This window comes from Psychrobacter sp. CX5, from assembly GCF_057621535.2.
In genome coordinates, this window is record NZ_CM177735.1 from 946,728 (window position 1) to 970,189 (window position 23,462).

A 23,462-nucleotide genomic window follows, 5' to 3' on the forward strand; every position below is an offset into this window, starting at 1 on the left:
ATTACACCACCGCAACGGGTTGACCATTGACAGGGTGTGTCAGCAACTGCATATCAACATTAAAGATATTTCTTAAAACCTCTGGTTTCATAGTGCTATGGACAGTTCCATCATGGCATATACGACCCCCTTTTAAGGCAATAATACGATCGGCATATTGTGCCGCAAGATTAATATCGTGCACGATCATTATCACCCCAAGACCTTGTTGCGTCACAAGCTGACGGATTAAACTAACGACTTCAATCTGATAATGTACATCCAGTGCCGCTAATGGCTCATCTAGCAATAAGTAATTCGTATCTTGCGCTAAGCACATGGCCAACCAAGCTCGGGCTCTCTCTCCGCCTGATAAAGACGCCACAACTCTGTCTGCAAACCCCTCAATTTGGGTAAGCTCCATAGCATTTCTGACCTTTTGATGGTCTTCATCGGAAGCTTTTTGTAACCACTTTTGATGTGGATAACGACCCAACATCACAAGCTCGCTAACGGTAAAACTAGCGGCATCGGGTAACTGTTGAGGCAAATAAGCTAATTGCTTTGCCAACTCTTTACTACTGTATTGCTCAAGCGGCTGATTGTTTAAAGTAATGGTACCCTGAGTTTGCTTCATCTCACCTGCTAACGCCTTGATAAGGGTAGATTTACCAGAGCCATTGTGCCCGACCAAAGCAACCAACTGCTGAGTAGGAATGTCAAATTTGATGTCTTGTAATAGTAAATTACCCTGTCTCACGACACTGAGCTGATTTACTTGTAACTGATTGTCAATCATGAATGGATACCATCTATTTTAATTATTGTAATGATAATCAATATCAATAGCACTTTCAATCAATATATCTTAAGTAATCAATAGGTTGTTGATACGAAGCTATCTTATATAGGCTAAAAGCAGCTAAAAACAGGATCAACTAGCTATAAACTAGTTATAAAGTATGGGTAATCTATTGAAGTAGAGCGTTAAATAGTGAAGCACTGTTCGTCTATAGAATTATTATCTAGTATTTTTTAATAAGAACGATTATCATTATCGTATAAATATTCACTTATAAAACCAAATCTAGACATTAACCAATCGAGAAAGGCAATTAGCGCAGCCAATCAAACGATAAGAAAACTAGGATTAATAATCCCGATAAAGATAGCTTATTTCTTGTTTTATAGAAAAGGTATAAAGCGTCTTTTAACGCATGATTGTCACTCACACACCCGTTTTACTAGTAACTATTTACGAGATTAACTATGTCAGAGTCTTCACCTAAATCTAGAGCATCACAAACGGCGCTATCCAATTCTGTTTTACCCAAAGTGATGACCCAATTTTTGCACCCTGAAATAGAATCAATAATTGCTTATATCAATGAAGATTATTTGGATGAAATCCAGAACTTTTTGCAGGTATTTAAAAACGTAGAAGTTACTGATTTAAAAAGGTCTGATGCAAAGCTGACAGATATTTATGCTGAAGGGATGAGGATAGAGTTGCAGCCTAAAACATATAAACGAGTCAACTCCAAGCCTTTAGAGGATTGCTCAGCCATTGAAGGTGGTCTTTCAAATAAAACATACTATATTGCCTTTAAGCATCCTATTAGCACTATTGAAGAACTGCAAATGCAGTATGTGCTCTTAAAACAACACGCTGATAAAAAAATTGGTAAAAAAACCATTCAACTGGTTGAACTATACTTTAAAGTTAAAGACAGCTATCGGGTGAGTAAGAATATACTACGACTGGTGCTAACACCTACTGCTAACGGCAAACAAACTTATGAGGATACTCAAAATTTACTGTCTCACGAAGCAGGTTATGCTTATCTGTTTGATTTAACTACTCCACAACCCATCAATCCTCCTAAGCGGCAACATTGCTACTATACTCTGCGTAAAGCGTTTCCAGTGACCACAGAATCAGGCAATACCAATGATACTATTGAAGCTTGGGTAGATGTTTATGATCACGGTGATACGTCAGGGAGTCACTGGGCAAAGGCATTGCAACCAAATGATATTATAAAAAGCAAACGTGAATTCCCAGAGAAGACTGGGCATCTTACTGAAGGGCAGGCGTTACTCATTGCCGATGAAACCTCAATGCCGACTGTCGCCAGATTAATTGAAACATGGCGTAATCCAATACCGCCACTGATCTTATGCCTTACCCACGACGAATCAGACCAAGCGTATTTTGAAGATGCTCACTTAAATACTAATATTGATGCTGACATATCCATATTGCCCCTGATAACAGGTGATGCTTTTAATGGTGAGGCTTTAGCATTGATTATAGACGGATTTTTAGAGGACTATTTGGCTTATAATCCGCTAAAAATTGATAAAATATGGGGGGCTTTAGAGGCAAGTACGGTCAAAAAGTTGAGACCTATGTTGCGAAAGCGCTTTGATTTAGACCATTCAAATGTAGTTATTAAAGTGTACTGGCGTCAATAGTCGTAATCTTAGCTCTTTATAACATCGTCTCTATTGCGCTCATCTCGTTTAACCAAAGCTCTTATAGCCCCCTACTCACTAACAAAAGCAATTTTGCTAAGTTTGGCATTACTGGCGATTGCCAAGATATCCGCAACCGTTTCATAACGGGTATTTCTATCGGCACGTAGTCGAATGGTGGGCTGTTGCTCAAGTTTTGACTGAGCCTGCATCCTTTTTTCAAGTTCATCAAATGTGATAGGCTCATCATCCCAATATACGCCAGAATCTTTATCGACACTGACTTGAATGACTTGGGGCGGTTGCTGTTGCACGGTGGCACTGGTTTTGGGCAGATCTAATGGGACAGAAGGGTTTAATACCGTGGCAGTCACCATGAAAATTATCATCAATACCAGCATAATATCAATCAAAGGGATGAGGTTCATTTCACTCATACCTTGCATATCATCTTCACCTAATTGAAAGGCCATGTTGTATTCCTATCGCTTTGTTTCTTTTAGTGTTTCAATCCCTTTAACGTCAACTCTCAATCAAAGGGTTTTAGCAATGACATTAAGACACTTTTAAAACAATCAATTAAACCAATTAGTTAAGACAGTCAATCAAACCCATTAGTGCGCATTAGACGACTGCGCATTGGAGGACTGCGCACTAGAGGAAGGTGCATGTGGCGACGCGTCGCTTGATGAATATCCACTGTCTTTCGGTTGAGACATTGGCTTAGCAGTACTATTATTTACTACCGCTGTCTGCTCCTTGCGCTCAGCTTTCGCAGTCTCACCTAATAAGCTATAAGCCATGTCGTTGGCTGTAAATAGGGTTCGACGGTTTAGACGAACCGCAATGTTATAAAACACGACGGCAGGTATCGCCACTGCCAATCCAAGACCTGTCATAATCAGGGATTCGCCCACCGGACCCGCCACTTGACTAAGACCTGCTTGCCCAGACTCACCGATGCTATGTAGGGCATGAAAGATACCCCAAACCGTACCAAATAAGCCCAAAAATGGAGCAACGCTTGCAGTGGTACCTAATAGCGACAGGCCTTTTTCGCCCTTAAAACGATAGCGACCGATGTGTTGTAATAGTATCTGTTCGGTAACGGTTTTACGCTCAGCACTGGTTAACACAGACATAGATTGCGACTGAGTACGAACCGCTTGTGAGAGATCAGTGGCGACTTGACGCTTGAGCATAATACTATGATAGATACGCAAAATGCCCGTTATCCAAGACATAACCGATAAGGTTATCAATATAAAAAACAGACACTTGGTGACCATATCGGTATATTGCCAATAACTTGCAAATTCCATACTGAATCCTTAGAGAAAAATTTTGAGTTGGCTTGATTTTATATGCCAATATTCGGTTTAAATCTGAGATTTATTCTACATCGTAATTTATTGGTACGGTTACAATACCTACTACGGGTACACCGCCCTTCATAAAGGGAATTAGTTTAGCTTTTTTTACCGCCTGTAAAGCGCTCCTATCGAGCTTTCTTACATCAGAAGAACGGACTGGTTCAGCTTTAGTTACATTGCCTTGTTTATCAACTGTAATCTTAATTAAGACGGTGTATCTTCCAGGTTCCAAAGAGTTTGTTACCCTTGGAGGAAACTTCAGTTTGGGCTTGGATTTCCATTTGGCATCGCTCGCATCAAATTTCTGTGGACCTGGATCGTTTCCGGGTCCATCTCCGGGTCCATCTCCGGGTCCATTTCCGGGTCCATTTCCGGGTCCGTTTCCGGGTCCGTTTCCAAGTCCATTTCCAAGTCCATTTCCAAGTCCATTTCCAAGTCCATTTCCAAGTCCATTTCCAGGTCCGTTTCCAAGTCCATTTCCAGGTCCATTTCCAGGTCCGTTTCCACCTCCGCCTCCACTTCCGCCTCCATCATTCCCTGTTCGATCTACTTTATCTTCTACATCTTCTACTTTATCTTTTACCTGATCTACTTCTGGATTTGATTTTGGTAACTCTTTAGGCACATGCTCTTGTATAGGCTTTGGTTTAGGCTTTGGTTTAGGCTTTGGTTTAGGTGTTGGTTTAGGTGTTGGTTTAGGCTTTGGTTTAGGCTTTGGTTTAGGCTTTGGTTTAGGCTTTGGTTTAGGCTTTGGTTTAGGCTCTGGTTTAGGCTCTGGTTTAGGCTCTGGTTTAGGCTTCGGTTTAGGTTTAGTGTTTCCATTTGTTTTGGAGTTAGCTTTACTCTCGGCCGTTGGCTCACTATCTTTTATATCCACAAGCTCTGGTGGTTCTTCTTCAATAGGCTTGATGAGCTCAATCTCTATTGGTGGCGTCTCTTTTTTTTCAGGTAGCTTAATCTCTCGTGCTTCCATATGTGCTAATGCTGTCGCCACACCACCATGCAAAGCCACAACAGCAATAAAAGTAGCTATCGTAACAAGGGATAAGGATTTTCTATTTTGGTTTTCAGGTGTCATGGCTGTCTATTAATCTTATAAAAAAAGTGAACTCAGTTGCTTTTGACGTGACTGACATATACCTATTGAAATTATCTAATATGATATTGTTTAATACGATATATTGTTATATTATAACATATCATTTCTAGATAATTATCTTTAGGTCATTATCCATTTATTTTGCTAATGATAAACTATAAAAAAATCAATGTAAATAATAATCGTTCTCATATGAGGTATAACCGCTGTATACTATCTTACTATATGCTATCTACACCCCTTATAACCTACTGTTCATACAAATAATGATGTTACTATCTGTTTTAACTTGATAATAATAAATAAATTATAAATCCGCCATAAAATAAAAATATAAAACATAAAAGCCTCACGACTTTATAAAAGTTGTGAGGCTTTTGATAGGGCTACTAGTAGGGTTAAGTATGTATAAACTCATTAGTGCCTGTGTGAATCTTCCATTATAAGTCGCCATTTCAAGTTGCCAAATAAGTCAAAAGATTAAGTCATGGAACTTATAAAGCATCTAGAACGGGTAAATTAACGACGCATAGTACCTTTATTTTAAGCACAATAAAATGAACAAAGAGTTTGGTTGAAACTCTCTTTAAATCGGCCTATCCCCATTAATAGTAGCTCTATGCATAATCCGGTGACTTGATCGAGTATAGTCGCCTACCGCATAATGCTGCGTTGCTCGGTTGTCCCAAAAGGCGATGTCATTATTTTGCCAGTGCCAGCGTACCGTAAACTCAGGTTTATTGATATGCTGATATAGGAAATTTAAGATGGATTTGCTCTCTGCTGGTGACACCTCATTGATCTTGCTCGTAAAACCTTCATTGACAAATATCAGCTTCTTACCAGTAACGGGATGCGTTCTGACCACAGGGTGAACCACTGGCGGGTTATCTAACTGTACCTGAATCCATTTTTTATAGGCGTCTGGCGTACTACCAAATCTTTCAAGCGGGAAAGAGTTAACAAACTCATGTGTCGCGGTCAGTCCTTCTAACAGGCGCTGATACGCTGGAGATAAAGCCTCCCATGCCGCATAGCCACTCGACCATACGGTATCTCCCCCAATGGCAGGTACTTTTTTGGCAGCCAAAATGCTACCCAGTGGCGGCTTTTCAATAAAGGTAACATCGGTATGCCAAATCGAATTATCCGTCAAATCTAGCTGATGATTATCTAGCACGACGATTTCACGTGCGTCTTCAGCATGCGGAAAAATAGGATGAATATGCAAGGTGCCGAATTGTTTGGCGAACGCTACCTGCTGTGTCGGTGTAATCGGTTGATCTTTGAAGAAAATGACTTGATGCTGTAATAAGGCATCAGTAATACGCTGTTTGATGTCATCTGTCATTGGTTGGCTAAAATCAAATCCTTTGATGAGCGCACCAATATTTGGACTTAATTGTTCAATTTGCAACGTCATAACATTCTCGCTTTGATTGGGTTTCTAAACCTTTATATTACCGACTAGAATACGTCATCACATCGACGAGTAATATGCAGTATAACCATATGAAAAGTTAATAAAAGAATAAAAAAATTTTAACAGTTATTGCAAGACGCCTGCCAAATAGCCGTTATACTAAGTTAATCGTACTATTATTCGAGACCTTTTGGCGTAACTTTTGCAAACAAACTTTAGTAAACAAAATAGTTATCGCAGGTTTTTAAAATACATTTCTGCCATCTACCTGAAACTTAATAAATAATGGAGTAACCCATGTCAATTAAAAAGAGCTCAACGACAAATCAGCCTCTCACTAAAGAGCAGGTCTTTCAACTTGCTGAAGAAAAAAAGCTATATGCAGGGAATCTTATTGAAGGGCAGTCTTCTACTAAAACTGTAGAGAACACCACCCCGATTGACAACAGTGTGATTGGTAAGATTGCCGATGCGACCGCCGCTGATGTAGATATCGCAGTTGCCTCAGCACGGGAGCAGTTTAACCAAGGTGAGTGGCGAACGATGTCCCCTAGCCAGCGCAAGCAATTGATGCAAAAGTGGGCCAGGTTAATGGAAGAAAATATCGAGGAGCTTGCGGCCTTAGACTGTATCGATGCAGGCAAACCTATTACAGAGTGTCTGAATACTGATCTACCTGCGACGATTGAAACCTTTGATTGGTATGCAGAAGCGATTGATAAAGTCTTTGGTAAAGTTGCGCCGACCGGCAGTGATGCCTTGTCGTGGATCGTCAAAGAGCCTATCGGAGTGGTCGGTGTGGTGTTGCCTTGGAACTTCCCAGCGCAGATGTTTGCTTGGAAAGTCGCGCCGGCCCTAATTATGGGCAACAGCGTTATCGTAAAGCCTGCTGAATTAACCTCTTTATCAGCCTATCGAATGATCGAGCTTGCTTATGAAGCAGGCATACCAAAAGCTGCCTTACAAATGATTTGTGGCCGAGGTGAAACGGTGGGTGCTGCCATCGGTAAACATAGCGATGTTGATATGGTGTCCTTTACTGGCTCAACCGAAGTTGGCAGATTGTTCTTAACTTATTCTGCTCAAAGTAACTTAAAAGAAGTGGTCTTAGAATGCGGTGGCAAGAGCCCGCAAATTATTTTTGAAAATGCCGAAATTGATGCAGAAGCTGTAGATAATATTTTAAATGCCGCTTTTTGGAACATGAGTGAAAACTGTAGCTGTGGCTCTCGGTTACTGGTACATAGTAGCCTTAAGCAGCAAGTTATTGAACAATTGCAAGAAGGCTTGAAAGCTTGGAAACTGGGCGATCCTCGAGAAGAGGACGTTGCGATTGGTCCTATGGTTGAAAAAGCACACTTTGAAAAAGTCGCTGGTTACCTTAATAAGACTGTAGATGAAGGCGCAAAAATCGTTGTCGGCGGCGAAATTCATGAGGAGTTAGGCAGCGGCTGGTATATTGAACCTACTATTTTTGATAGCGTGGAGCCGCAGATGTCTATCTTCCAAGAAGAAGTGTTTGGCCCTCTGCTAGCCATTACCACCTTTGAAACAGAAGAAGAAGCGGTCAAGTTAGCCAATGACAGCGACTATGGATTAGCGGCATCTTTCTACACCCAAGACTTAAAACAAGCGCTGCGAGTGGCGGGTCAAATTCGTGCAGGGACAGTGTCTATTAATGGATTCTCTGAAGGCGATATGACAACTCCCTTTGGCGGCTACAAACAGTCAGGTTTTGGCGGTCGAGATAAAGGGCTGGAGGCACTTGATCAATATTGTCAGACCAAGACAATCTGGGTAGTCAGTTAATTCGATATCATCGAGCGTTATGATACAGCTTTCTTAACCTTGGGCTTTACTGTTAGAGTGAAGCTCAGTTGGTGACTGAGGGTTGTTAATACTTTACGGTTAAAGAAGGTCTAGGTCAATTTTACAGTTGGGGTTTTACTACTTGGGCACGAAAGGGTCACGTTTTGGTCACGCCTCTATCTATTAAGATTTTTAATGTTAAGATATGATTAATAAAGTCCTTTAGATCTGATAGATAACTCCCTATTAACCTACTGATTTTAAAGACAAAAAAAAGCCTCACTATGAAGTGAGGCTTCTTTAGAATATGGAGCGGGAAACGAGATTCGAACTCGCGACCCCGACCTTGGCAAGGTCGTGCTCTACCAGCTGAGCTATTCCCGCATTTGGTAGGATGATGCTATTATCATTTTACTATGAAATAATACCACACCTAGTATATCAAGCAATTATCTAATATTCTTCTATTAAGCAAGTTTTATTTAAAGTTGCTGTCATAGTTAAGATTGCTAAAACGATATATAAAAACAAAATTTGGAGCGGGAAACGAGATTCGAACTCGCGACCCCGACCTTGGCAAGGTCGTGCTCTACCAGCTGAGCTATTCCCGCATAAACCTGATAACTTATACTCAAACATCAGTGGATAACTAATATCTATAAGCTAAGTTACTGTAACTTGATAGGTGGGCTATTATAGATTAAATATAAATCCTGTCAACACTTTTTTTCATATTATTATATGATCACATCGTTAACATCATTCAAAGCTTTCTAGATATCATTTGTCTGTTCAATACATTGCAAATTACTGATAATTAAACAGACTTAACCTTTTTAAAATATCTTAATGAATGTTTAATTAATCCTACTGACACATAGTTTACAATTTAAAGCTGTATTATGGTTAGTTATTCGATAAACTTTGTCTATGTACGTTTATAAAAGATGACAACGTATCCATTATATTCTTGAACTAGACTAATGATCATCGTTAGACCTATTTAGGTCATTGCTCAAAAGTTACCCAATAATAACCACTCTACATTGTGTAAATGACTTATCATTAATTTATTGCAATAGACTGATAGTCCGCTCCGAAATGAACAGTTGCTAATCTATGAGGTATGGCAATTACCCTTAAAATCAGGGATGTATACCTACTAACGAGGACAGTTATGAAAAAAATATTAATCCGCAGTACCTTAGCCGCATCGCTATCTTTAATGGCTTTATCAGGCTGTAGCTCTACCACCAATTCTGGAGTATTGGGTAGTGAAAGACAACAGCTGTTGCTGGTTTCCAGTGACCAAGTGCTACAGATGTCAGCCCAAAGCTATCAGAAATTATTACAAGAGGCTCGTGCTGAAGGGGTGCTCGATACCAATCCAGCTCAGCTGGCCCGTCTTAACAGAATCGCCCAAAAGTTAATCAACCAAGCGGAGCTCTATCGCGGCGATGCTAAAACTTGGAAGTGGGAAGTGCATACGATTCGTTCTAATGAATTAAATGCTTTCGTACTGCCGGGTGGTAAGATTATGTTTTACTCGGGCATCATTGATCGATTGGATCTGACTGATGACGAAATTGCCGCCATTATGGGGCATGAAATGGCGCATGCCATCCGTGAGCATGCGCGTGAACGAATTTCGAGTGAAGTTGCTACGCAGACAGGCATCGGTATTGCCGCCAGTATCTTTGGTCTGTCACAGGGTCAAGCCCAATTGGCGACTATTGCTGGAGATTTGGGTATTGCACGTCCCCACAGTCGTACTCAAGAGTCTGAAGCGGACAAAATTGGTTTAGTGCTTATGGCAAGAGCAGGCTATGATCCTAATGCCGCAATTACACTTTGGAAAAAAATGCAAAGTGCCAACCAAGGTGAGCCACCTCAGTTTTTAAGCACTCACCCTTCAAGCTCTAATCGTATTGCGACTTTGCAAGAGCTTATTCCGCAAGTGACATCATCATACAAACAATAATTTTGTATTCTGCCAGTTCAAAACAGCCTTCTGCAATGCAGTGGCTGTTTTTTTGTGTCAGTGTTTATGAGTTAACACTGAGAAATTGAAGTGTTGCAGTGACACACTATAGTCAAAGAAGTCTAAAGTGGTTACAAGGCAACCGAGTGCAAGTACTACTGGAGTAGGCTTAACGAGGTTAACACTGTAACCGTTTAGTAGTTCGCTGACTATAGAGCATCATAATGATTAACTGTTACTATAGAGGTCTAAAAATTATTTAAGTGTTAGGAGTGCTATTTTGAAAGTATATAATGAAATAATAAACCGCTTACAATCGCTCAGTCCAGAACATGTCGACCTCTTAAATGAGTCCATGAATCATTCTGGCTATTTTGACGGTAAAGAAAGCCATTTTAAATTGACGGTTGTCAGTACACAATTTGACAGAAAAAGGTTGGTTGCCAGACACCAATTAATTTATAACCTGGTTGATGATTTGATGACCAGCCAAGGTGGCTCAGTTCATGCCCTTGCGATTCATGCTTATACGCCTGATGAGTGGCAAAAGTTGGCGGATACATCGAGCAGTGTCCCCGCCAGCCCCCTATGCGCAAGCAAACGTAACTAGCATGCTAATAATAACAGTAAGCTAAAACTTTTTTAATGTAATGTACAATAATTTGAGGAAATTATGAAACACTTTCATATCCTAATGGTGGTAATAACCATCTTATTATTTATATGGCAGTCCTATTTATCACTATCGGACGGTCATAGTATTAGTAAAAAAGCTAAAATTGCGACGCATATTGTGTATACCTTGTTAATAGTGTCTGGTGTGCTAAATGTGATGCCATTGCTATCTACCAATGCACCTCTTCAATGGGTAGGTGCGAAAATTATATTACTCATTGCGGCAATAAGTGCTAGTATTAAAGCATTCAGACCGACTGCGACGCCTGTCCAAAGAAAGGCAGGGATATTTATTGCGTCTATCGCTTATATTGGTATTATAGTTTTAGCGATAACCAAACCTGCTAACTTTTTTTGATAAAACGTTTTAAGAAGACATTTTGATGAAGCGTTTTCATAAATTACAAGTAAGCACTAAAACCAAATAAGTTGTTTAAATAAACAACGTGACAACCAATTAATTAAATCTGTGTTTGATTCACGACTTTCAAATGGAAAACACACGGAACCTTTAGGAAAAAAAATGTCAAAATTCACTTTAAAATCTCTGTCACTCTCAAGTGTTGCACTTGGTGGTTTTTTACTGTTATCTGGCTGTGCCAGTACAGGTAATGTGTCTCCGCAATATATTCCGCCAAGCACTTACCAAAGCTATGACTGTTCAGGTTTATCGCAAGAATATAATCGCATCACCACTTATATTAATAATGAGAGCGGCAGTTATTCTGGAATAACCACCACAGGCGTCGGTGTGGGTATATCAGCAGGACGTTGGGGAGTATCGCCAAACATCAATATTGGACTGGGTAAAAGTAATAACTCTCAAGCTCGTGATGCCAAATTATCCCGTTTATTCGGAGAAAGAGATGCTGTGGTTCAATCTGCACGACTTAAAAACTGTGCCTTTGCCGCCAATCTTAAAGTCTATGGTGAGAAGTGATTGATACACAAGGCGGTGTAGCTTTTTAATAAAAGATTCAGAATAGTTTAACGATGGTTTAAAAGGTTTATAAGTCGTCTAGCAGTTAATAAAAGTTATATATTCGCATTTTTCATTCGCACTCTTCATTCGCATCAAATAGTTAAGGTAATACGCATTAAGGCAACAAAACCATGAGTCAGCCCATCACATCACCAGAGTCTACTCAAAACAGCCAAGCAACTACTGCTAATACGGCTAAGGTACCCCATTTTAAACGTCGTGATGACCAGCGTGTGGTCATTACAGGTATGGGGGCTATTACTCCTTTAGGTCTTGATGTTCAAAGTACGTGGCAACGCTTGATTCAAGGTGAAAGTGGCATCAGACCTATTAGCCACTTTGACGCCTCCTCTTATCGCGCGCAGTTTGCAGGCACCATTGAAGGATTTGATGTTAGCCACTATATGGTAGCAAAAGAAGCCCGTCGTTATGATAGCTTCATACACTATGGCGTGGCAGCCTCTAGCATGGCGCTTAAACAAGCAGGTTTTATTGATAACATCTCCTCGGAGCCTACCCCTGTACAGCATGTGGATGCTGACCGTTTCGGCGTCATTATCGGTTCAGGCATTGGGGGATTGCAGACTTTAGAAAATGGACGAGATGCGCTAGCACAACAAGGGGTTCGCCGTGTCTCTCCTTTTAGCTTGCCGGGTGCTATTGTCAACATGGCAGCAGGGATGGTGGCCATAAAGCATAACTTACGTGGACCAAATTTAGCGACTGCTACTGCTTGTACTTCAGGGGCTCATGCCATTGGTCTGGCTGCCAGACTGATTGTATACGGAGACTGTGACGTCATGCTTGCTGGTGGTAGTGAAAAAGGCTCTAGCCCTCTTGGAATGGCTGGATTTGCTGCCATGGGGGCTTTGTCATTACGCAATGAGGACCCTACCCGTGCCAGTAGACCATTCGATAAAGACCGCGATGGCTTTGTGTTGGGCGATGGATCTGGGGTTGTTGTCCTTGAAAGCTTGGCGCATGCTAAAGCGCGAGGTGCCACCATATTGGCTGAATTAGCAGGCTTCGGTATGAGTGACGACGCCCATCATATTACCGCCCCACCAAACAAGGGTGAAGGAGCTGCTCGTGCCATGCAGCACGCCATTAAGGATGCAGGCATTAAAGCGTGTGACATCGGTTACATTAATGCTCATGGCACCAGTACTCCCGCAGGTGATGTCGCTGAGTCGCAGGCTATTGAGGGAGTATTTGAGGCTTGTAAAGACAGCCTATTGGTGAGCTCAACAAAGTCAATGACGGGTCACTTGCTGGGTGCTGCAGGGGCTATAGAAGCTATTTTTAGTATATTGGCATTACAAGAACAAGTCGTACCCCCGACTATTAATTTAGATAATATCGATGAACACTGTCATTTGGATTATGTGCCCAATCAAGCACGGACAGTCGCTAACTTAACCTATACCATGTCTAATAGCTTTGGGTTTGGGGGAACCAATGGTTCTCTTATTTTCTCACGTTGGTCTGAATAACGGATAACGTACAATACTAATATCAAACATGGAGACTCGCTAATATGACACAAGTCGCATTCTCACACCAATTTTCTCATCGCTGGTCTAATGCGCCAGAAGCGGTCAAAAACGCTTTGATACAAGAGTTTGATGACATTGTACGGTTGTTGGACAACGACACTGACTTAGAGACGTTTGAATTCTCGCAACCCGATCTGAATGCTTATATTGATACCATTTATACAGACATTGCCGCGGAACAGCAGGCTGCCCTATTGGAAGCACAACGAATTGAAGCAGAAAGACTTGAAGCCCAAAGACTTGAAGCTGAGAAAGAGGCGGCGGAAAAAGCTGAGGCAGAAAAAGTTGACGCTGAAAACGATAGGACCAATCTAGAAGCTGCGAAGCTGTATGACGAGCAACTGGCGGTTAAAGAGGAAGAAGAAAAGGCTGGAGAGTCAGAATCTACAGAACTTTTGTCGTCGTCAGAGTCTACTGCTGATAATAGTAATCATCCGATAGATCCAGATAACTCAGAGGATATGACATCTGTGGCGTCAAATGCGACTACCACACCGCCAAACTTCGAATTCGAAACCACACAAGGTGAGCTTGATGAAGCGTTCCTCAAAGAGTTAGAAAGTCGTATTGACGATTACTTAAGTGAGCAACTGAGCGCCATGTCAGAAGATCTTAAATCCTGGTTACGCGATCAGGTAAACGCTCGTCTAGGCAATAAATAATATATAAATACTGAGCGATTGTTACCTTATATTTCTATCTTTATATAAACTAGCACTGCTAAAATAGACTTAGCGATATTAATCCCATAACCGTTTAGTCGTTCGCTGACTATAGTTACTCATGCAATACTTTATAAATAGTATTTGCCATGACTTTACCAATACCATTTACTCCTTCTAACTCTTGTTGAGAAGCTCCCAATAGCTGCTGTAAGCCACCAAAATGATTGAGTAGATCACGCCGGCGCTTCTCTCCTAATCCTGGAATCGCCTCCAGTACTGATGAGGAACGGCGCTTGTCACGCTTTTTGCGATGGGCGGTGATCGCAAAACGGTGCGCTTCATCGCGTATATTCATAATCAAATGTAGTGCCTTTGAGTCCATCGGCAAGTCTAATGGCTCATGTTGCAAAAAGTGCAACACCTCCAAACCCGCTTTACGCCCCTCGCCTTTTGCCACCCCTATCAGCAGTGTATCATCAAGAATATTGAGCTCGGTTAATACCTCTTCGGCCATATTTAACTGACCTTTGCCGCCATCTACCAACAATACATCTGGTAATGGGTGCTTTTTGTAGCGACGAGTTAGCGCTTGAGCCATAGCCGCATAGTCATCGCCATCTTGAACACCATGAATCGCATATTGTCGGTAATCGCGCTTGCGAGCACCGCCCTGATCGAATACCACACAGCTCGCTATGGTCGCCTCTCCCATGGTATGCGAGATATCAAAACATTCAATTCTATCGATATTCTTCTGTGTAACTGGCTCTAGCACCTCTTTAAGAGCGCCAAATCTAGCATGAAGCTCGAGATAATCACCCAACTTAGTCTTTAGCGCATTTTGAGCATTGAGTTTAGCCAAATCTAACCACTCAGCACGGTGCTCACGTACCGCAGTCTTAATGACCGTCTTACTCTCAAAATGGGTACTTAAGGCTTCTTGCAAAGCCATTTGATCCGGTAGCTCATGACTGATAATAATTTCACCTGGCAAATCATCAGTAACCTGAAAATAAAACGAGCTTAAGAAAGCAGACAAGTTATCACTTAAGGGTTCACTGCTGTCAACATCTGGAAAGTAGTTTTTACCCCCCAATACTCGCCCACCTCGGACAGTCAAGACATTGACACAAGTCATACCTGCCTGACTGGCGATTGAGACTACATCGGCCTCACCTTGTACGGTATAAACGGCTTGACGCGACTGGACCTCACGTAGCATTGACAGCTGATCACGATAAAAAGCTGCTTTTTCAAAATCTAGCTTGTCGGCTGCCCCTTCCATTTTATTAATCAGTGCCTCGTGAATATCACCTGAGTCCCCCCTTAGAAAGCGGACGGTGTTTTGTACATCTACGGCATAATCTTCAGGAGAGACTAAACCAACACAAGGCGCACGGCATCGTTTTATTTGGTATTCAAGACAAGGACGTTTGCGTTGCTTAAAGAAGGTATTAGTACACTGACGCATTTGAAACATTTTCTGCATCAGCACTAACGTCTCTTTGGCCGCATATGCTGAAGGGAAAGGGCCGAAAAACTTGCCTTTTTGATGTTTCGCTTTCCCCCTACCATAAGCCAGTCTTGGGTAGGGTTTATCCGCTGAAATAAACACATATAAATAGGATTTATCATCGCGCAATAGGACATTATAAGGGGGACGATATTCCTTAATGAGGTTTTGTTCTAGTAAGAGTGCTTCTGTTTCACTACGAGTAATAATGGTTTCAATGTTGTGAATACGTGACACTAATGCTCGTGTTTTAGGATGATCTATGGTTTTAGCAAAATAACTATTAACCCGATTTTTTAGGGATTTTGCTTTACCCACATATATAATATCCCCATTTTTGCCCAGCATTTTATACACCCCTGGCAAATTGGGCAGGCGCTTAATCAGATGCTTTAGGCGGGCTTGTTTATCATCGACATCAGTCGCTACAGACTTACTAACCATAACTTTTAAGAGCTCACAAGTAACGTATATGTTTTATATTAATGGGGAGAAATCATTCAGATTACAAGCACTGACGTAGGATTATAGACGTATGAGTTATAAATAATAAAAGGGTCTTCAATCGAATAGATTGAAGACCCTTTTCTAATCACCATAACAGTCATTAGTTCTTTTTGGTATACGGTAATTTAATCTTAAACTTAACCGTTAAGCGAAGTTCAAGTAAGTGATAGCATACTTAGTATCTTAAATACCTGGTGCAGTTTCAACCGCATCTGGTACACCTGCATCCGTTTTGCTTTGAACACCTTCACGGCGCGCAGAGAGCTTCTCGCGAATACGGGCAGACTTACCTGAACGCTCACGTAAGTAGTAAAGTTTCGCACGACGTACCGCACCACGGCGCTTCACTTCGATGCTATGAATAATTGGAGAATGTAGCTGGAATGCACGCTCAACACCGATACCACTTGAGATTTTACGAACGGTAAAGGCAGAGTTTAGACCACGGTTACGCTTTGCAATAACCACACCTTCAAAGGCCTGAAGACGTTCGCGATCCCCTTCACGTACTTTCACTTGAACCACTACTGTATCGCCAGTAGAGAAGTTAGGACGCTCAAGAAGTTGTGAATTTTCAACAGCTTGTACTAATGGATGTGCATTACTCATGAGATTGCTCCTCACATGGGATGGCATAGGCTAAGGCGCGTACCACCCGTTTATAATAATAACCTCTTCGACTCAGTTAGAGAAATAAGAGGAAACAGGAATAGGAATTTGGCTTTAAAATCTGGTTTTTAGAGGTAACTGACATCAAGTCAATAACCTTAACGAACATTAAAAGCCTTAACAGGGTTTTTAAATTCGTCAGTCTAAACATATAAATCAATAAAATATTAAAACGATTGCCTAATAAAGATAAAAAAGTCTATCTTCTATATGCTCTATTCATCGGTCAACTTTTTAAGTAGACGGGCCTGCTCTTTATTGGGCGTAAAACGTCGCCATAGATCAGGTCGCCTTTGTTTCGTACGAGTCACTTGTTGCTGAAACCGCCATGTTGCAATATTAGCATGATGGCCCGAGAGTAGTACCTCTGGCACTTGCAAGCCTTCAAAGTTATAAGGCTTGGTATAATGTGGACAATCAAGCAATCCCTCAACAAACGAGTCTTGCTCTGCAGACTGCGCATCACCCATTACATCAGGCAATCTGCGAATCACACTATCCATTAATACCATTGCAGGTAGCTCACCCCCTGTTAATACGTAGTCTCCAATGGAGATCTCTATATTAACGTAGCGCTGTAACAACCGCTCATCGATCCCTTCATATCGACCACATAACAAAATCATAGCGTCATAATCACGCATAGACACCACTTTGTTTTCATCTAATGCGTCTCCTTGCGGAGATAAATAGACAACGGGACAATGATCGCTATCAACAAGACATCCATGCTGACTGGCTAGTTTCTTTGCATAGTCAATCGCTTTTGCCAGTGGCTCAGCCATCATCACCATACCTGGACCACCCCCAAAAGGACGTTCATCAATACGGCGATAATTGTCGGTTGTAAAATCGCGAGGATTTATACAGTCGATAACCACTTGCTGATTTTGAACGGCTCTACCAGTAATGCCAAACTCACGAATCGCGGTAAACATCTCTGGTAATATGGTGATGACAGCAAAGTACATCAGGTCACCTCCATTTTATACAGTCATTCAAATTCAGTGTAGTAGATAGGGTAAATAAAGAACTTAGAGTTATTAGGCTTAAACTTAAACTTAATTAAACTCAGACATAAAAGCTTATAGCTTTAAACAGGCGATAAGCTTAAAAATCTCGTTCCCAATCTACAATAATCTGTTGCGTGGTTAAATCAACGTCATCAACAGTTTGTTTATGCCAAGGTATTAAACGGGTTTCATCATCAATACTGTTACTCGTTGGCACCACTCTCATAATGGGATGTGCGCCAGTTTCGAACAATTCTTTAATGGAACCTAGATACTCATCTTGCTTATTAACAACTTTTAAACCAACCAAATCAGACCAATAATATTCGTCTTCTTCAGTGCCAGGTAAGCTGTCTTTATCGATCCAAATACTAACACCGTTCATAGTCTCAGCGACATTGCGATCCGGTACTTGCTCAAATTGAGCCACAAGCCCCGTTCCCTGCTTACGCCATTGACTGACAGTAAGTGGTTTAAACCCTGTCGCTGTTTTCATCCACCAAGGTGAGTAGCTAAAAATAGCCTCCCGATCCTCAGTTTCACTAAAAACCCATAGCCAGCCTTTAATGCCGTATGGTTTTTTTAGTTGTCCTATCTTCATAAGACTGTCAGCATTAGGTGCGGTCATAAGACAAATATCATTTTAATGTCAGTCGCATAAAATTAAATTCAACGACAAATTAAGAACGATAATTTAAAGTCGTCAAGATTTAAAATTCTGCCACTATTGATAAAAAACACATACTAAAAATGGCCTCACAATGAGATACTATCTCTTAGTGAAACCATGTTTTATGCGTTAGTTTCTTCAGTAGCAGGCTTGTAACCCTTTGCTAAAGCTTTAACGCGGTCTGAAGGCTGCGCGCCTTTTTCGATCCAAGCATTATACGCTTCCATGTCTAGACGAAGCTCAACTTCTTGACCTTTCGCTAGTGGATTGTAAAAACCTAGATTTTCGATGTAACGGCCATCGCGTGAGCGACGTTGATCTGCTACAACAACTTGATAGAATGGGCGTTTTTTGGCACCGCCCCGTGCTAAACGAATAACAACCATTTGAGTTCTCTCTTCCGTAGGTATACCAAAAAGGGCATAATTATATCAGATTACTAATCACTTGGAAACCTTTAAGTTAATAAAACATTACCAATCTACCTTAAACTAAGCGATATCTTCATGAATAACACCTCGTCCCGTTCTTTTTTATCTCAGCTTCGCCTCAAACCTTACTCCAATACGTGGCAAACGACTCTTGCCGTCATGCTCATGGTGACAATAAGTGTGGTGGCATCTATTTGGTTTTTTTGGCGAAGTTTGTATCTACCTGAGTTAAAAAATCATGCCCGATACCTAACGACAGAGCTTAAGTTGGTTACGGCAGCACGTGAAAAGTGGGCAGACAATAAAGATATTACCGAATGGATTCTCTCCCATAGTCATGTCGTCATGGTCGAAGATCCAAGTGATTTTCCTGATGTGTCAGATAAAGCTGTGGTTGGTTTCTTTACTGATGTCATTCAGCAGGAAATCAGTCAACAGCTCGGTCGCGAAAGTGTGGTTTATTTTAAATTTAAACCAACCCCTCAGCTCTGGGTTCAGGATACAGCATCGCCCGACTTTTGGATACGGGAACCTGTGGTATTTTATGCCCAATATAGTCCAAGTATCTTAATATTCTTCATTTTAGGTATTCCGCTGTTTACCTTGTTGACCATTTTGCTGTTAGTACGCCAATTAAATCGACCCCTGCGTAAACTACAACAAGCCGCTACCAACTATATTCGTCTTGGTACTGCGACCACGCTACCAATCAATACTGGCACCACCGAAATACGGCGGGTAAATATGGCCTTTAATCGCTTATTTAGCACATTAAGTCAGGCGCAAAAGGAGAGAACGATCATGTTGGCTGGTATTTCTCATGACCTACGCACCCCATTAACCCGTATGCGATTAACCGCTGAAATGCTACCTGATGAATTTCTTAAAGAGGGGCTCATTTATGATATTGAAGATATGGATGCCATTTTAGAGCAGTTCATTTCATTCATGAAAGACGGCTCAGATGAAGCCGTTAGTCTCACTGATTTGGACAGCATCTTTAATGAAGTCATGGTGCAGTTCGCCCCGCTAGAATTTATTTATCAGACAGAGGGTCTCAAAGAAGTCCCTGTTCGACCATTATCAATTAAACGCCTGATCATTAACCTAATCGTTAATGCTCAACGATATGGCAAGCCTCCCATATATTTAACCGCCACTATTACCCCGACCTTTCATTCTAAAGAGGTTGATCAGGATGATGAAAAGTCAGTATCCACGCCCAATATCGTTCGCAAAGCCAAGGAGCAACTTATCCTATGTGTTCGCGATTGTGGACCAGGGGTGGCAAAAGATCATTTAGAGCGCATTATGCAGCCGTTTGAGCGCGGTGAGTCAGCGCGTACTACCCAAGGTAGTGGACTCGGTTTAGCCATCGTACAGCGCATTACTGGTCTGCATCATGGGACTGTCGAGGCGATCAATCACCCCGAAGGCGGGTTGCAAGTATGTGTTCGTATCCCGTTGCTATCTGAGGCGCAATCTATAGATGAAAACACTACTCAGCAAAACCAAAGCCTTAATCCTATAGACGCTAAGTAGTATGGTTTTAAAGCCATAACCGTACCCGACACCTCAATGTTTATGTTTACTTAACTTAATAACTCCAAAATAAGCTCAAAGAAACCCAGTTACAATAAGCTGAAGACAAAAGAATAGTAACAAGAAAATGAGTAACCTTATAAAAAAGTCTAAGAAGAATCGGTATTTATAGCTTTAAAATAGCCTTTACACCCAACTCTAGAAGTTAACCTATCGAGGATATATCCCTTTAACAAACAAAACGCCTATTAGTGAATACTAATAGGCGTTACAGTCTAGTCGTTAAAAGTTAATACGTTTTAAATAGAAATAAACGTCCAGTAATGGCTTAAAAATGGTAAAAATTACCCGTCATTGCTCATCACTTTCAATAATTTTTCGCGCCCCTTTTTCCTGCGTTAACTGATCGGCTGCAATGGTTTGAGTTAAGGGTCGTACCGGCCATCTCATTGTAAACCGTGCACCGCCTAATTTAGGACTCTCATCCACTGACATTTTACCGTTAAACCAAAACGCAATTCTTGACACAATAGATAAACCTAATCCATAACCGCCTGAAGCCCGAGTACGACTGTCATCAAGTCTTGCAAAAGGCACAAATACCTTGTCTCGGTCTTCTTCAGGTATCCCATGACCATCATCTTCGACCGTAACAAAAGCTTTTCCTTTATGGACACCTGCGCTTATAACAATTTTTGATTCTGCATAGCGCAGTGCATTTCCGGCTAAATTCTGAAGGACTCGATGTAAGTAACGTCTATCTGCAATAGCACTAACTTTGGGAGAAGGAGAGATACCAACCACTTCAATAGGCTTACCCAGAGCGTTCGTTTCACGAACAATTTGCTCGACTAAATCCCGTAAGTTAACGGACTCAAGATCAAGCTTTGGTGACCCCTCTTCAAGCTTCGCATAAGTCAAGATTTCATCAATTAAGCTATTAAGAGACTCAATATCTTCATCAATATAATCTCTTTGTTTTTGTCTCGACTCTTCATCCTCAGTATCGGCCAACATATCTACCGCAAAACGAATACGTGCTACTGGCGTTCTTAACTCGTGTGATACTGCCCGTGTCAGCTCTCGTTGAGATTCAATCAAGCGTTTAATGTGCTCGATCATAGTATTAAATGTCGCGGCCAATCGCGCTATCTCATCTTGACCAACAACTTGTACGCGAGTCTCTAAATTACCTTCGCCGACTTCATTAACACCAGATTGTATCAATTGCAGCTTACGCTCTAGGGGGAAAATTAATGCATATACCCCAAGGCTGATCAGAAACATACTGATGAGCACCACACTTATAATAAGGTTGAATGGGAACCATTTGAATAGAGCAACTGGACCAATTACCACCACCATATTTTCAAGTTCTGAGGGGGCGATAATTTTGATAGAAGAGTCGTCAGAGCTGGTACTATCACGAAACAACATCACAACTTCATCACGTTTTAAACGCCGCATTTGATCATCATCGAGCTCAAGGTCTTCAACTTTTTCGATACTAAGGGGAAAAGCGAACTTTTGTGAGATCTCTTTTAATCGTTGACGTTTGCTTTCAAGACCTTTGTAATAAGACAAGTCGTTTAGTAATAGCACTGCCATTGCACGTACTTGTTGCTCAGTTACTTTGGTAATACGCACCGTGATAACATTGTCCTCACCCTCAATAGGATGGAAAATATCCGCATGCGCAGGCTGCATCACATAGCGTACTACCGTTTTCTCTTGTTCTAATCGTTTAAGTTCACTGGCTTTAAAATCAATACTTGATTCGGGTTGTATACTAAAGTTATTACCAAATAGCTGGCTGATATCATTCAACCAATATTCACGCTGACTTTCTGTTGATTGTTGCTTTAGGCCCGCGCCAACTAGATACAACGCACCAGTCGCGATATTTTCCCTATAGGCCTGTATCCGTTCCTTGTTTATCGTATCGACCAACAACTGCGCAAATAAGGCGACCAACAGGCAGACCAATAACAACCCAGCGTAAATACGTAGGAATATACTATGTTTTAATGATGAGAATATTGGCATATGACATCTAATTAGATTATTTGATATAAGTCTACCTTAAATAAAAGGTTTAACCTATAAGCACTGTAAAAGGTTAACTTTAAATTTATGTAGTTTTTTATAGTTTTTTGATACTGCTGTTTAATTTATTTATCCATACTATTTTTAAAATGCCAAAAGCCAGCTGAGTAGCTGGCTTTCGTTACTATTAATTGGAACAAATGTCTTGATACAAAGTCATTAAAATTATGAATTGCTTACATTCAACTGTTATCAACATTGATTAGTATTAAAGCTCCAAGCTCCTAATATGACAGACAAATTGTTCTCAAATAGCAAACTAATTACCTTCTTTGACGAATAGATAACCTTTACTTCGTACGGTTTTAATACGTTTTGGATTTTCTGGATCATCGCCAATTTTTGGTCGAATTCGAGAAATACGAACATCAATAGATCTGTCTTGACCATCATACTCAATGCCACGTAAGCGCTCAAAAATATCTTCACGAGATAAAATACGACCAGCATTAGAAGCCAACAACCACAATAAATCGTATTCAGCACTGGTAAAATCAACCAAATCACCATTTAAGGTAACAGAACGTCCACCATTATCGATAACCAATTCACCAAATTCTAGACGCTGCTGTACTTCTTCAGAAGGCGCATTTTCTGAACGGCGCAATAGAGCACGAATTCGGGCAAGCAATACTCTAGGCTGAGCAGGTTTGGCGACATAATCATCGGCGCCCATCTCAAGACCCAATACTTGGTCCATATCTTCAGTACGAGCAGTTAGCATGAGAATGGGGCTATGATAATGCGGACGTACTTCACGGCACACTGTTAAACCATCACTACCTGGTAACATCACATCTAAAACCACAAGGTCAGGCTGCTCACTGATAATACGACGTATTGCACGGTTGCCATCTGTCTCAATAGCCACATCCATGCCATTTTTAACCAAATAATCTTGAGTTAACATGGCAAGACGTTCATCATCTTCAACAATTAAAATTCGTGGGGTTTGTTCATCATCTGTATTAGACATTATCATTTCCTCAAA

21 protein-coding genes and 2 tRNA genes are annotated in these 23,462 nt (G+C 41.1%); 9 read left to right on the plus strand and 14 right to left on the minus strand.

What is annotated here, in order from left to right; genetic code table 11:
* Position 1 precedes the first annotated feature (1 nt).
* A complete protein-coding gene (locus AC21OG_RS03630) occupies positions 2-778 on the minus strand; it encodes an ABC transporter ATP-binding protein (protein WP_487377779.1) in 777 nt (258 codons plus the stop codon).
* A gap of 470 nt (positions 779-1,248) precedes the next feature.
* On the opposite strand from AC21OG_RS03630, the gene AC21OG_RS03635 reads away from it, so the two are divergent.
* The gene (locus AC21OG_RS03635) at positions 1,249-2,457 is read left to right on the plus strand and encodes a siderophore-interacting protein (RefSeq protein ID WP_487377778.1); all 1,209 of its coding nucleotides are present in this window, start codon (positions 1,249-1,251) and stop codon (positions 2,455-2,457) included.
* 71 nt (positions 2,458-2,528) lie between these two features.
* Here AC21OG_RS03635 and AC21OG_RS03640 read toward each other — a convergent pair whose 3' ends face one another.
* The 4 genes from AC21OG_RS03640 to tauD all read right to left on the minus strand — a co-directional run bounded on the left by AC21OG_RS03640 (position 2,529) and on the right by tauD (position 6,352).
* Positions 2,529-2,930 (minus strand): ExbD/TolR family protein, encoded by a 402-nt coding sequence (locus AC21OG_RS03640; protein ID WP_487377777.1) that lies wholly within the window; start codon positions 2,928-2,930, stop codon positions 2,529-2,531.
* 141 nt (positions 2,931-3,071) lie between these two features.
* Complete coding sequence (locus AC21OG_RS03645) at positions 3,072-3,779, minus strand: MotA/TolQ/ExbB proton channel family protein (RefSeq protein WP_487377776.1); 708 nt, start codon at positions 3,777-3,779, stop codon at positions 3,072-3,074.
* A gap of 70 nt (positions 3,780-3,849) precedes the next feature.
* On the minus strand, positions 3,850-4,908 hold the full coding sequence (locus AC21OG_RS03650) for an energy transducer TonB (protein WP_487377775.1): 1,059 nt from the start codon (positions 4,906-4,908) through the stop codon (positions 3,850-3,852).
* A gap of 607 nt (positions 4,909-5,515) precedes the next feature.
* Positions 5,516-6,352: a taurine dioxygenase gene (gene tauD / locus AC21OG_RS03655; protein ID WP_487377774.1), complete on the minus strand. Its 837-nt coding sequence runs from the start codon at positions 6,350-6,352 to the stop codon at positions 5,516-5,518.
* A 297-nt stretch (positions 6,353-6,649) separates the two neighbouring features.
* Between tauD and AC21OG_RS03660 the strand changes: the two genes are divergently transcribed.
* On the plus strand, positions 6,650-8,161 hold the full coding sequence (locus AC21OG_RS03660) for an aldehyde dehydrogenase (RefSeq protein WP_487377773.1): 1,512 nt from the start codon (positions 6,650-6,652) through the stop codon (positions 8,159-8,161).
* Positions 8,162-8,469: 308 nt separating this feature from the next.
* Here AC21OG_RS03660 and AC21OG_RS03665 read toward each other — a convergent pair.
* Positions 8,470-8,545: transfer RNA gene (locus AC21OG_RS03665), tRNA-Gly, on the minus strand.
* Between the two features lie 151 nt (positions 8,546-8,696).
* Positions 8,697-8,772 (minus strand) — tRNA-Gly (locus tag AC21OG_RS03670).
* 566 nt (positions 8,773-9,338) lie between these two features.
* Between AC21OG_RS03670 and AC21OG_RS03675 the strand changes: the two genes are divergently transcribed.
* The 6 genes from AC21OG_RS03675 (at position 9,339) to AC21OG_RS03700 (ending at position 14,017) form a co-directional block, all read left to right on the plus strand.
* Complete coding sequence (locus AC21OG_RS03675; RefSeq protein ID WP_487377772.1) at positions 9,339-10,142, plus strand: M48 family metallopeptidase; 804 nt, start codon at positions 9,339-9,341, stop codon at positions 10,140-10,142.
* 280 nt (positions 10,143-10,422) lie between these two features.
* A complete protein-coding gene (locus tag AC21OG_RS03680; protein WP_486547663.1) occupies positions 10,423-10,752 on the plus strand; it encodes a BolA family protein in 330 nt (109 codons plus the stop codon).
* A 63-nt stretch (positions 10,753-10,815) separates the two neighbouring features.
* A complete protein-coding gene (locus AC21OG_RS03685) occupies positions 10,816-11,175 on the plus strand; it encodes a SirB2 family protein (RefSeq protein WP_486547664.1) in 360 nt (119 codons plus the stop codon).
* A 165-nt stretch (positions 11,176-11,340) separates the two neighbouring features.
* Positions 11,341-11,757: a hypothetical protein gene (locus AC21OG_RS03690; protein WP_487377771.1), complete on the plus strand. Its 417-nt coding sequence runs from the start codon at positions 11,341-11,343 to the stop codon at positions 11,755-11,757.
* A 173-nt stretch (positions 11,758-11,930) separates the two neighbouring features.
* Positions 11,931-13,292: a beta-ketoacyl-ACP synthase II gene (gene fabF / locus AC21OG_RS03695; protein ID WP_487377770.1), complete on the plus strand. Its 1,362-nt coding sequence runs from the start codon at positions 11,931-11,933 to the stop codon at positions 13,290-13,292.
* Positions 13,293-13,336: 44 nt separating this feature from the next.
* Positions 13,337-14,017, plus strand: a complete 681-nt coding sequence (locus AC21OG_RS03700; RefSeq protein WP_487377769.1) for a hypothetical protein — start codon at positions 13,337-13,339, stop codon at positions 14,015-14,017.
* Between the two features lie 115 nt (positions 14,018-14,132).
* Here AC21OG_RS03700 and uvrC read toward each other — a convergent pair whose 3' ends face one another.
* The 5 genes from uvrC to rpsP all read right to left on the minus strand — a co-directional run bounded on the left by uvrC (position 14,133) and on the right by rpsP (position 18,778).
* Complete coding sequence (uvrC, locus tag AC21OG_RS03705) at positions 14,133-15,977, minus strand: excinuclease ABC subunit UvrC (RefSeq protein ID WP_487377768.1); 1,845 nt, start codon at positions 15,975-15,977, stop codon at positions 14,133-14,135.
* Positions 15,978-16,223: 246 nt separating this feature from the next.
* Positions 16,224-16,649 carry a 50S ribosomal protein L19 gene (rplS, locus tag AC21OG_RS03710; protein ID WP_486547669.1) on the minus strand — a complete coding sequence of 142 codons (426 nt, stop codon included), beginning with the start codon at positions 16,647-16,649 and terminating at the stop codon, positions 16,224-16,226.
* A 275-nt stretch (positions 16,650-16,924) separates the two neighbouring features.
* On the minus strand, positions 16,925-17,680 hold the full coding sequence (trmD, locus tag AC21OG_RS03715; RefSeq protein WP_487377767.1) for a tRNA (guanosine(37)-N1)-methyltransferase TrmD: 756 nt from the start codon (positions 17,678-17,680) through the stop codon (positions 16,925-16,927).
* A 139-nt stretch (positions 17,681-17,819) separates the two neighbouring features.
* The gene (rimM, locus tag AC21OG_RS03720; RefSeq protein WP_486547671.1) at positions 17,820-18,350 is read right to left on the minus strand and encodes a ribosome maturation factor RimM; all 531 of its coding nucleotides are present in this window, start codon (positions 18,348-18,350) and stop codon (positions 17,820-17,822) included.
* 164 nt (positions 18,351-18,514) lie between these two features.
* A complete protein-coding gene (gene rpsP, locus AC21OG_RS03725; RefSeq protein ID WP_486547672.1) occupies positions 18,515-18,778 on the minus strand; it encodes a 30S ribosomal protein S16 in 264 nt (87 codons plus the stop codon).
* A 120-nt stretch (positions 18,779-18,898) separates the two neighbouring features.
* Here rpsP and AC21OG_RS03730 point away from each other — a divergent pair, with 120 nt between their 5' ends.
* Entirely contained in the window at positions 18,899-20,365 is a 1,467-nt protein-coding gene (locus tag AC21OG_RS03730) for an ATP-binding protein (RefSeq protein ID WP_487377766.1), read from the plus strand.
* A 351-nt stretch (positions 20,366-20,716) separates the two neighbouring features.
* Here AC21OG_RS03730 and AC21OG_RS03735 read toward each other — a convergent pair whose 3' ends face one another.
* Positions 20,717-22,411 carry an ATP-binding protein gene (locus AC21OG_RS03735; RefSeq protein WP_486547674.1) on the minus strand — a complete coding sequence of 565 codons (1,695 nt, stop codon included), beginning with the start codon at positions 22,409-22,411 and terminating at the stop codon, positions 20,717-20,719.
* Positions 22,412-22,730: 319 nt separating this feature from the next.
* On the minus strand, positions 22,731-23,447 hold the full coding sequence (locus tag AC21OG_RS03740) for a response regulator (protein ID WP_486547675.1): 717 nt from the start codon (positions 23,445-23,447) through the stop codon (positions 22,731-22,733).
* Positions 23,448-23,462: the final 15 nt, after the last annotated feature.

Excerpts from the sequence above, each read along its gene's own strand:
- AC21OG_RS03740 (WP_486547675.1), bottom strand. The coding sequence starts at position 23,447 with ATGTCTAATACAGATGATGAACAAACCCCACGAATTTTAATTGTTGAA.
- AC21OG_RS03730 (WP_487377766.1), top strand. The coding sequence starts at position 18,899 with ATGAATAACACCTCGTCCCGTTCTTTTTTATCTCAGCTTCGCCTCAAA.
- trmD (WP_487377767.1), bottom strand. The coding sequence starts at position 17,680 with ATGTACTTTGCTGTCATCACCATATTACCAGAGATGTTTACCGCGATT.
- AC21OG_RS03635 (WP_487377778.1), top strand. The coding sequence starts at position 1,249 with ATGTCAGAGTCTTCACCTAAATCTAGAGCATCACAAACGGCGCTATCC.
- tauD (WP_487377774.1), bottom strand. The coding sequence starts at position 6,352 with ATGACGTTGCAAATTGAACAATTAAGTCCAAATATTGGTGCGCTCATC.
- AC21OG_RS03735 (WP_486547674.1), bottom strand. The coding sequence starts at position 22,411 with ATGCCAATATTCTCATCATTAAAACATAGTATATTCCTACGTATTTAC.
- AC21OG_RS03660 (WP_487377773.1), top strand. The coding sequence starts at position 6,650 with ATGTCAATTAAAAAGAGCTCAACGACAAATCAGCCTCTCACTAAAGAG.
- AC21OG_RS03700 (WP_487377769.1), top strand. The coding sequence starts at position 13,337 with ATGACACAAGTCGCATTCTCACACCAATTTTCTCATCGCTGGTCTAAT.
- AC21OG_RS03645 (WP_487377776.1), bottom strand. The coding sequence starts at position 3,779 with ATGGAATTTGCAAGTTATTGGCAATATACCGATATGGTCACCAAGTGT.
- rplS (WP_486547669.1), bottom strand. The coding sequence starts at position 16,649 with ATGAGTAATGCACATCCATTAGTACAAGCTGTTGAAAATTCACAACTT.
- AC21OG_RS03685 (WP_486547664.1), top strand. The coding sequence starts at position 10,816 with ATGAAACACTTTCATATCCTAATGGTGGTAATAACCATCTTATTATTT.
- AC21OG_RS03640 (WP_487377777.1), bottom strand. The coding sequence starts at position 2,930 with ATGGCCTTTCAATTAGGTGAAGATGATATGCAAGGTATGAGTGAAATG.
- AC21OG_RS03690 (WP_487377771.1), top strand. The coding sequence starts at position 11,341 with ATGTCAAAATTCACTTTAAAATCTCTGTCACTCTCAAGTGTTGCACTT.
- rpsP (WP_486547672.1), bottom strand. The coding sequence starts at position 18,778 with ATGGTTGTTATTCGTTTAGCACGGGGCGGTGCCAAAAAACGCCCATTC.
- uvrC (WP_487377768.1), bottom strand. The coding sequence starts at position 15,977 with ATGGTTAGTAAGTCTGTAGCGACTGATGTCGATGATAAACAAGCCCGC.
- AC21OG_RS03650 (WP_487377775.1), bottom strand. The coding sequence starts at position 4,908 with ATGACACCTGAAAACCAAAATAGAAAATCCTTATCCCTTGTTACGATA.
- rimM (WP_486547671.1), bottom strand. The coding sequence starts at position 18,350 with ATGACCGCACCTAATGCTGACAGTCTTATGAAGATAGGACAACTAAAA.
- fabF (WP_487377770.1), top strand. The coding sequence starts at position 11,931 with ATGAGTCAGCCCATCACATCACCAGAGTCTACTCAAAACAGCCAAGCA.
- AC21OG_RS03630 (WP_487377779.1), bottom strand. The coding sequence starts at position 778 with ATGATTGACAATCAGTTACAAGTAAATCAGCTCAGTGTCGTGAGACAG.
- AC21OG_RS03675 (WP_487377772.1), top strand. The coding sequence starts at position 9,339 with ATGAAAAAAATATTAATCCGCAGTACCTTAGCCGCATCGCTATCTTTA.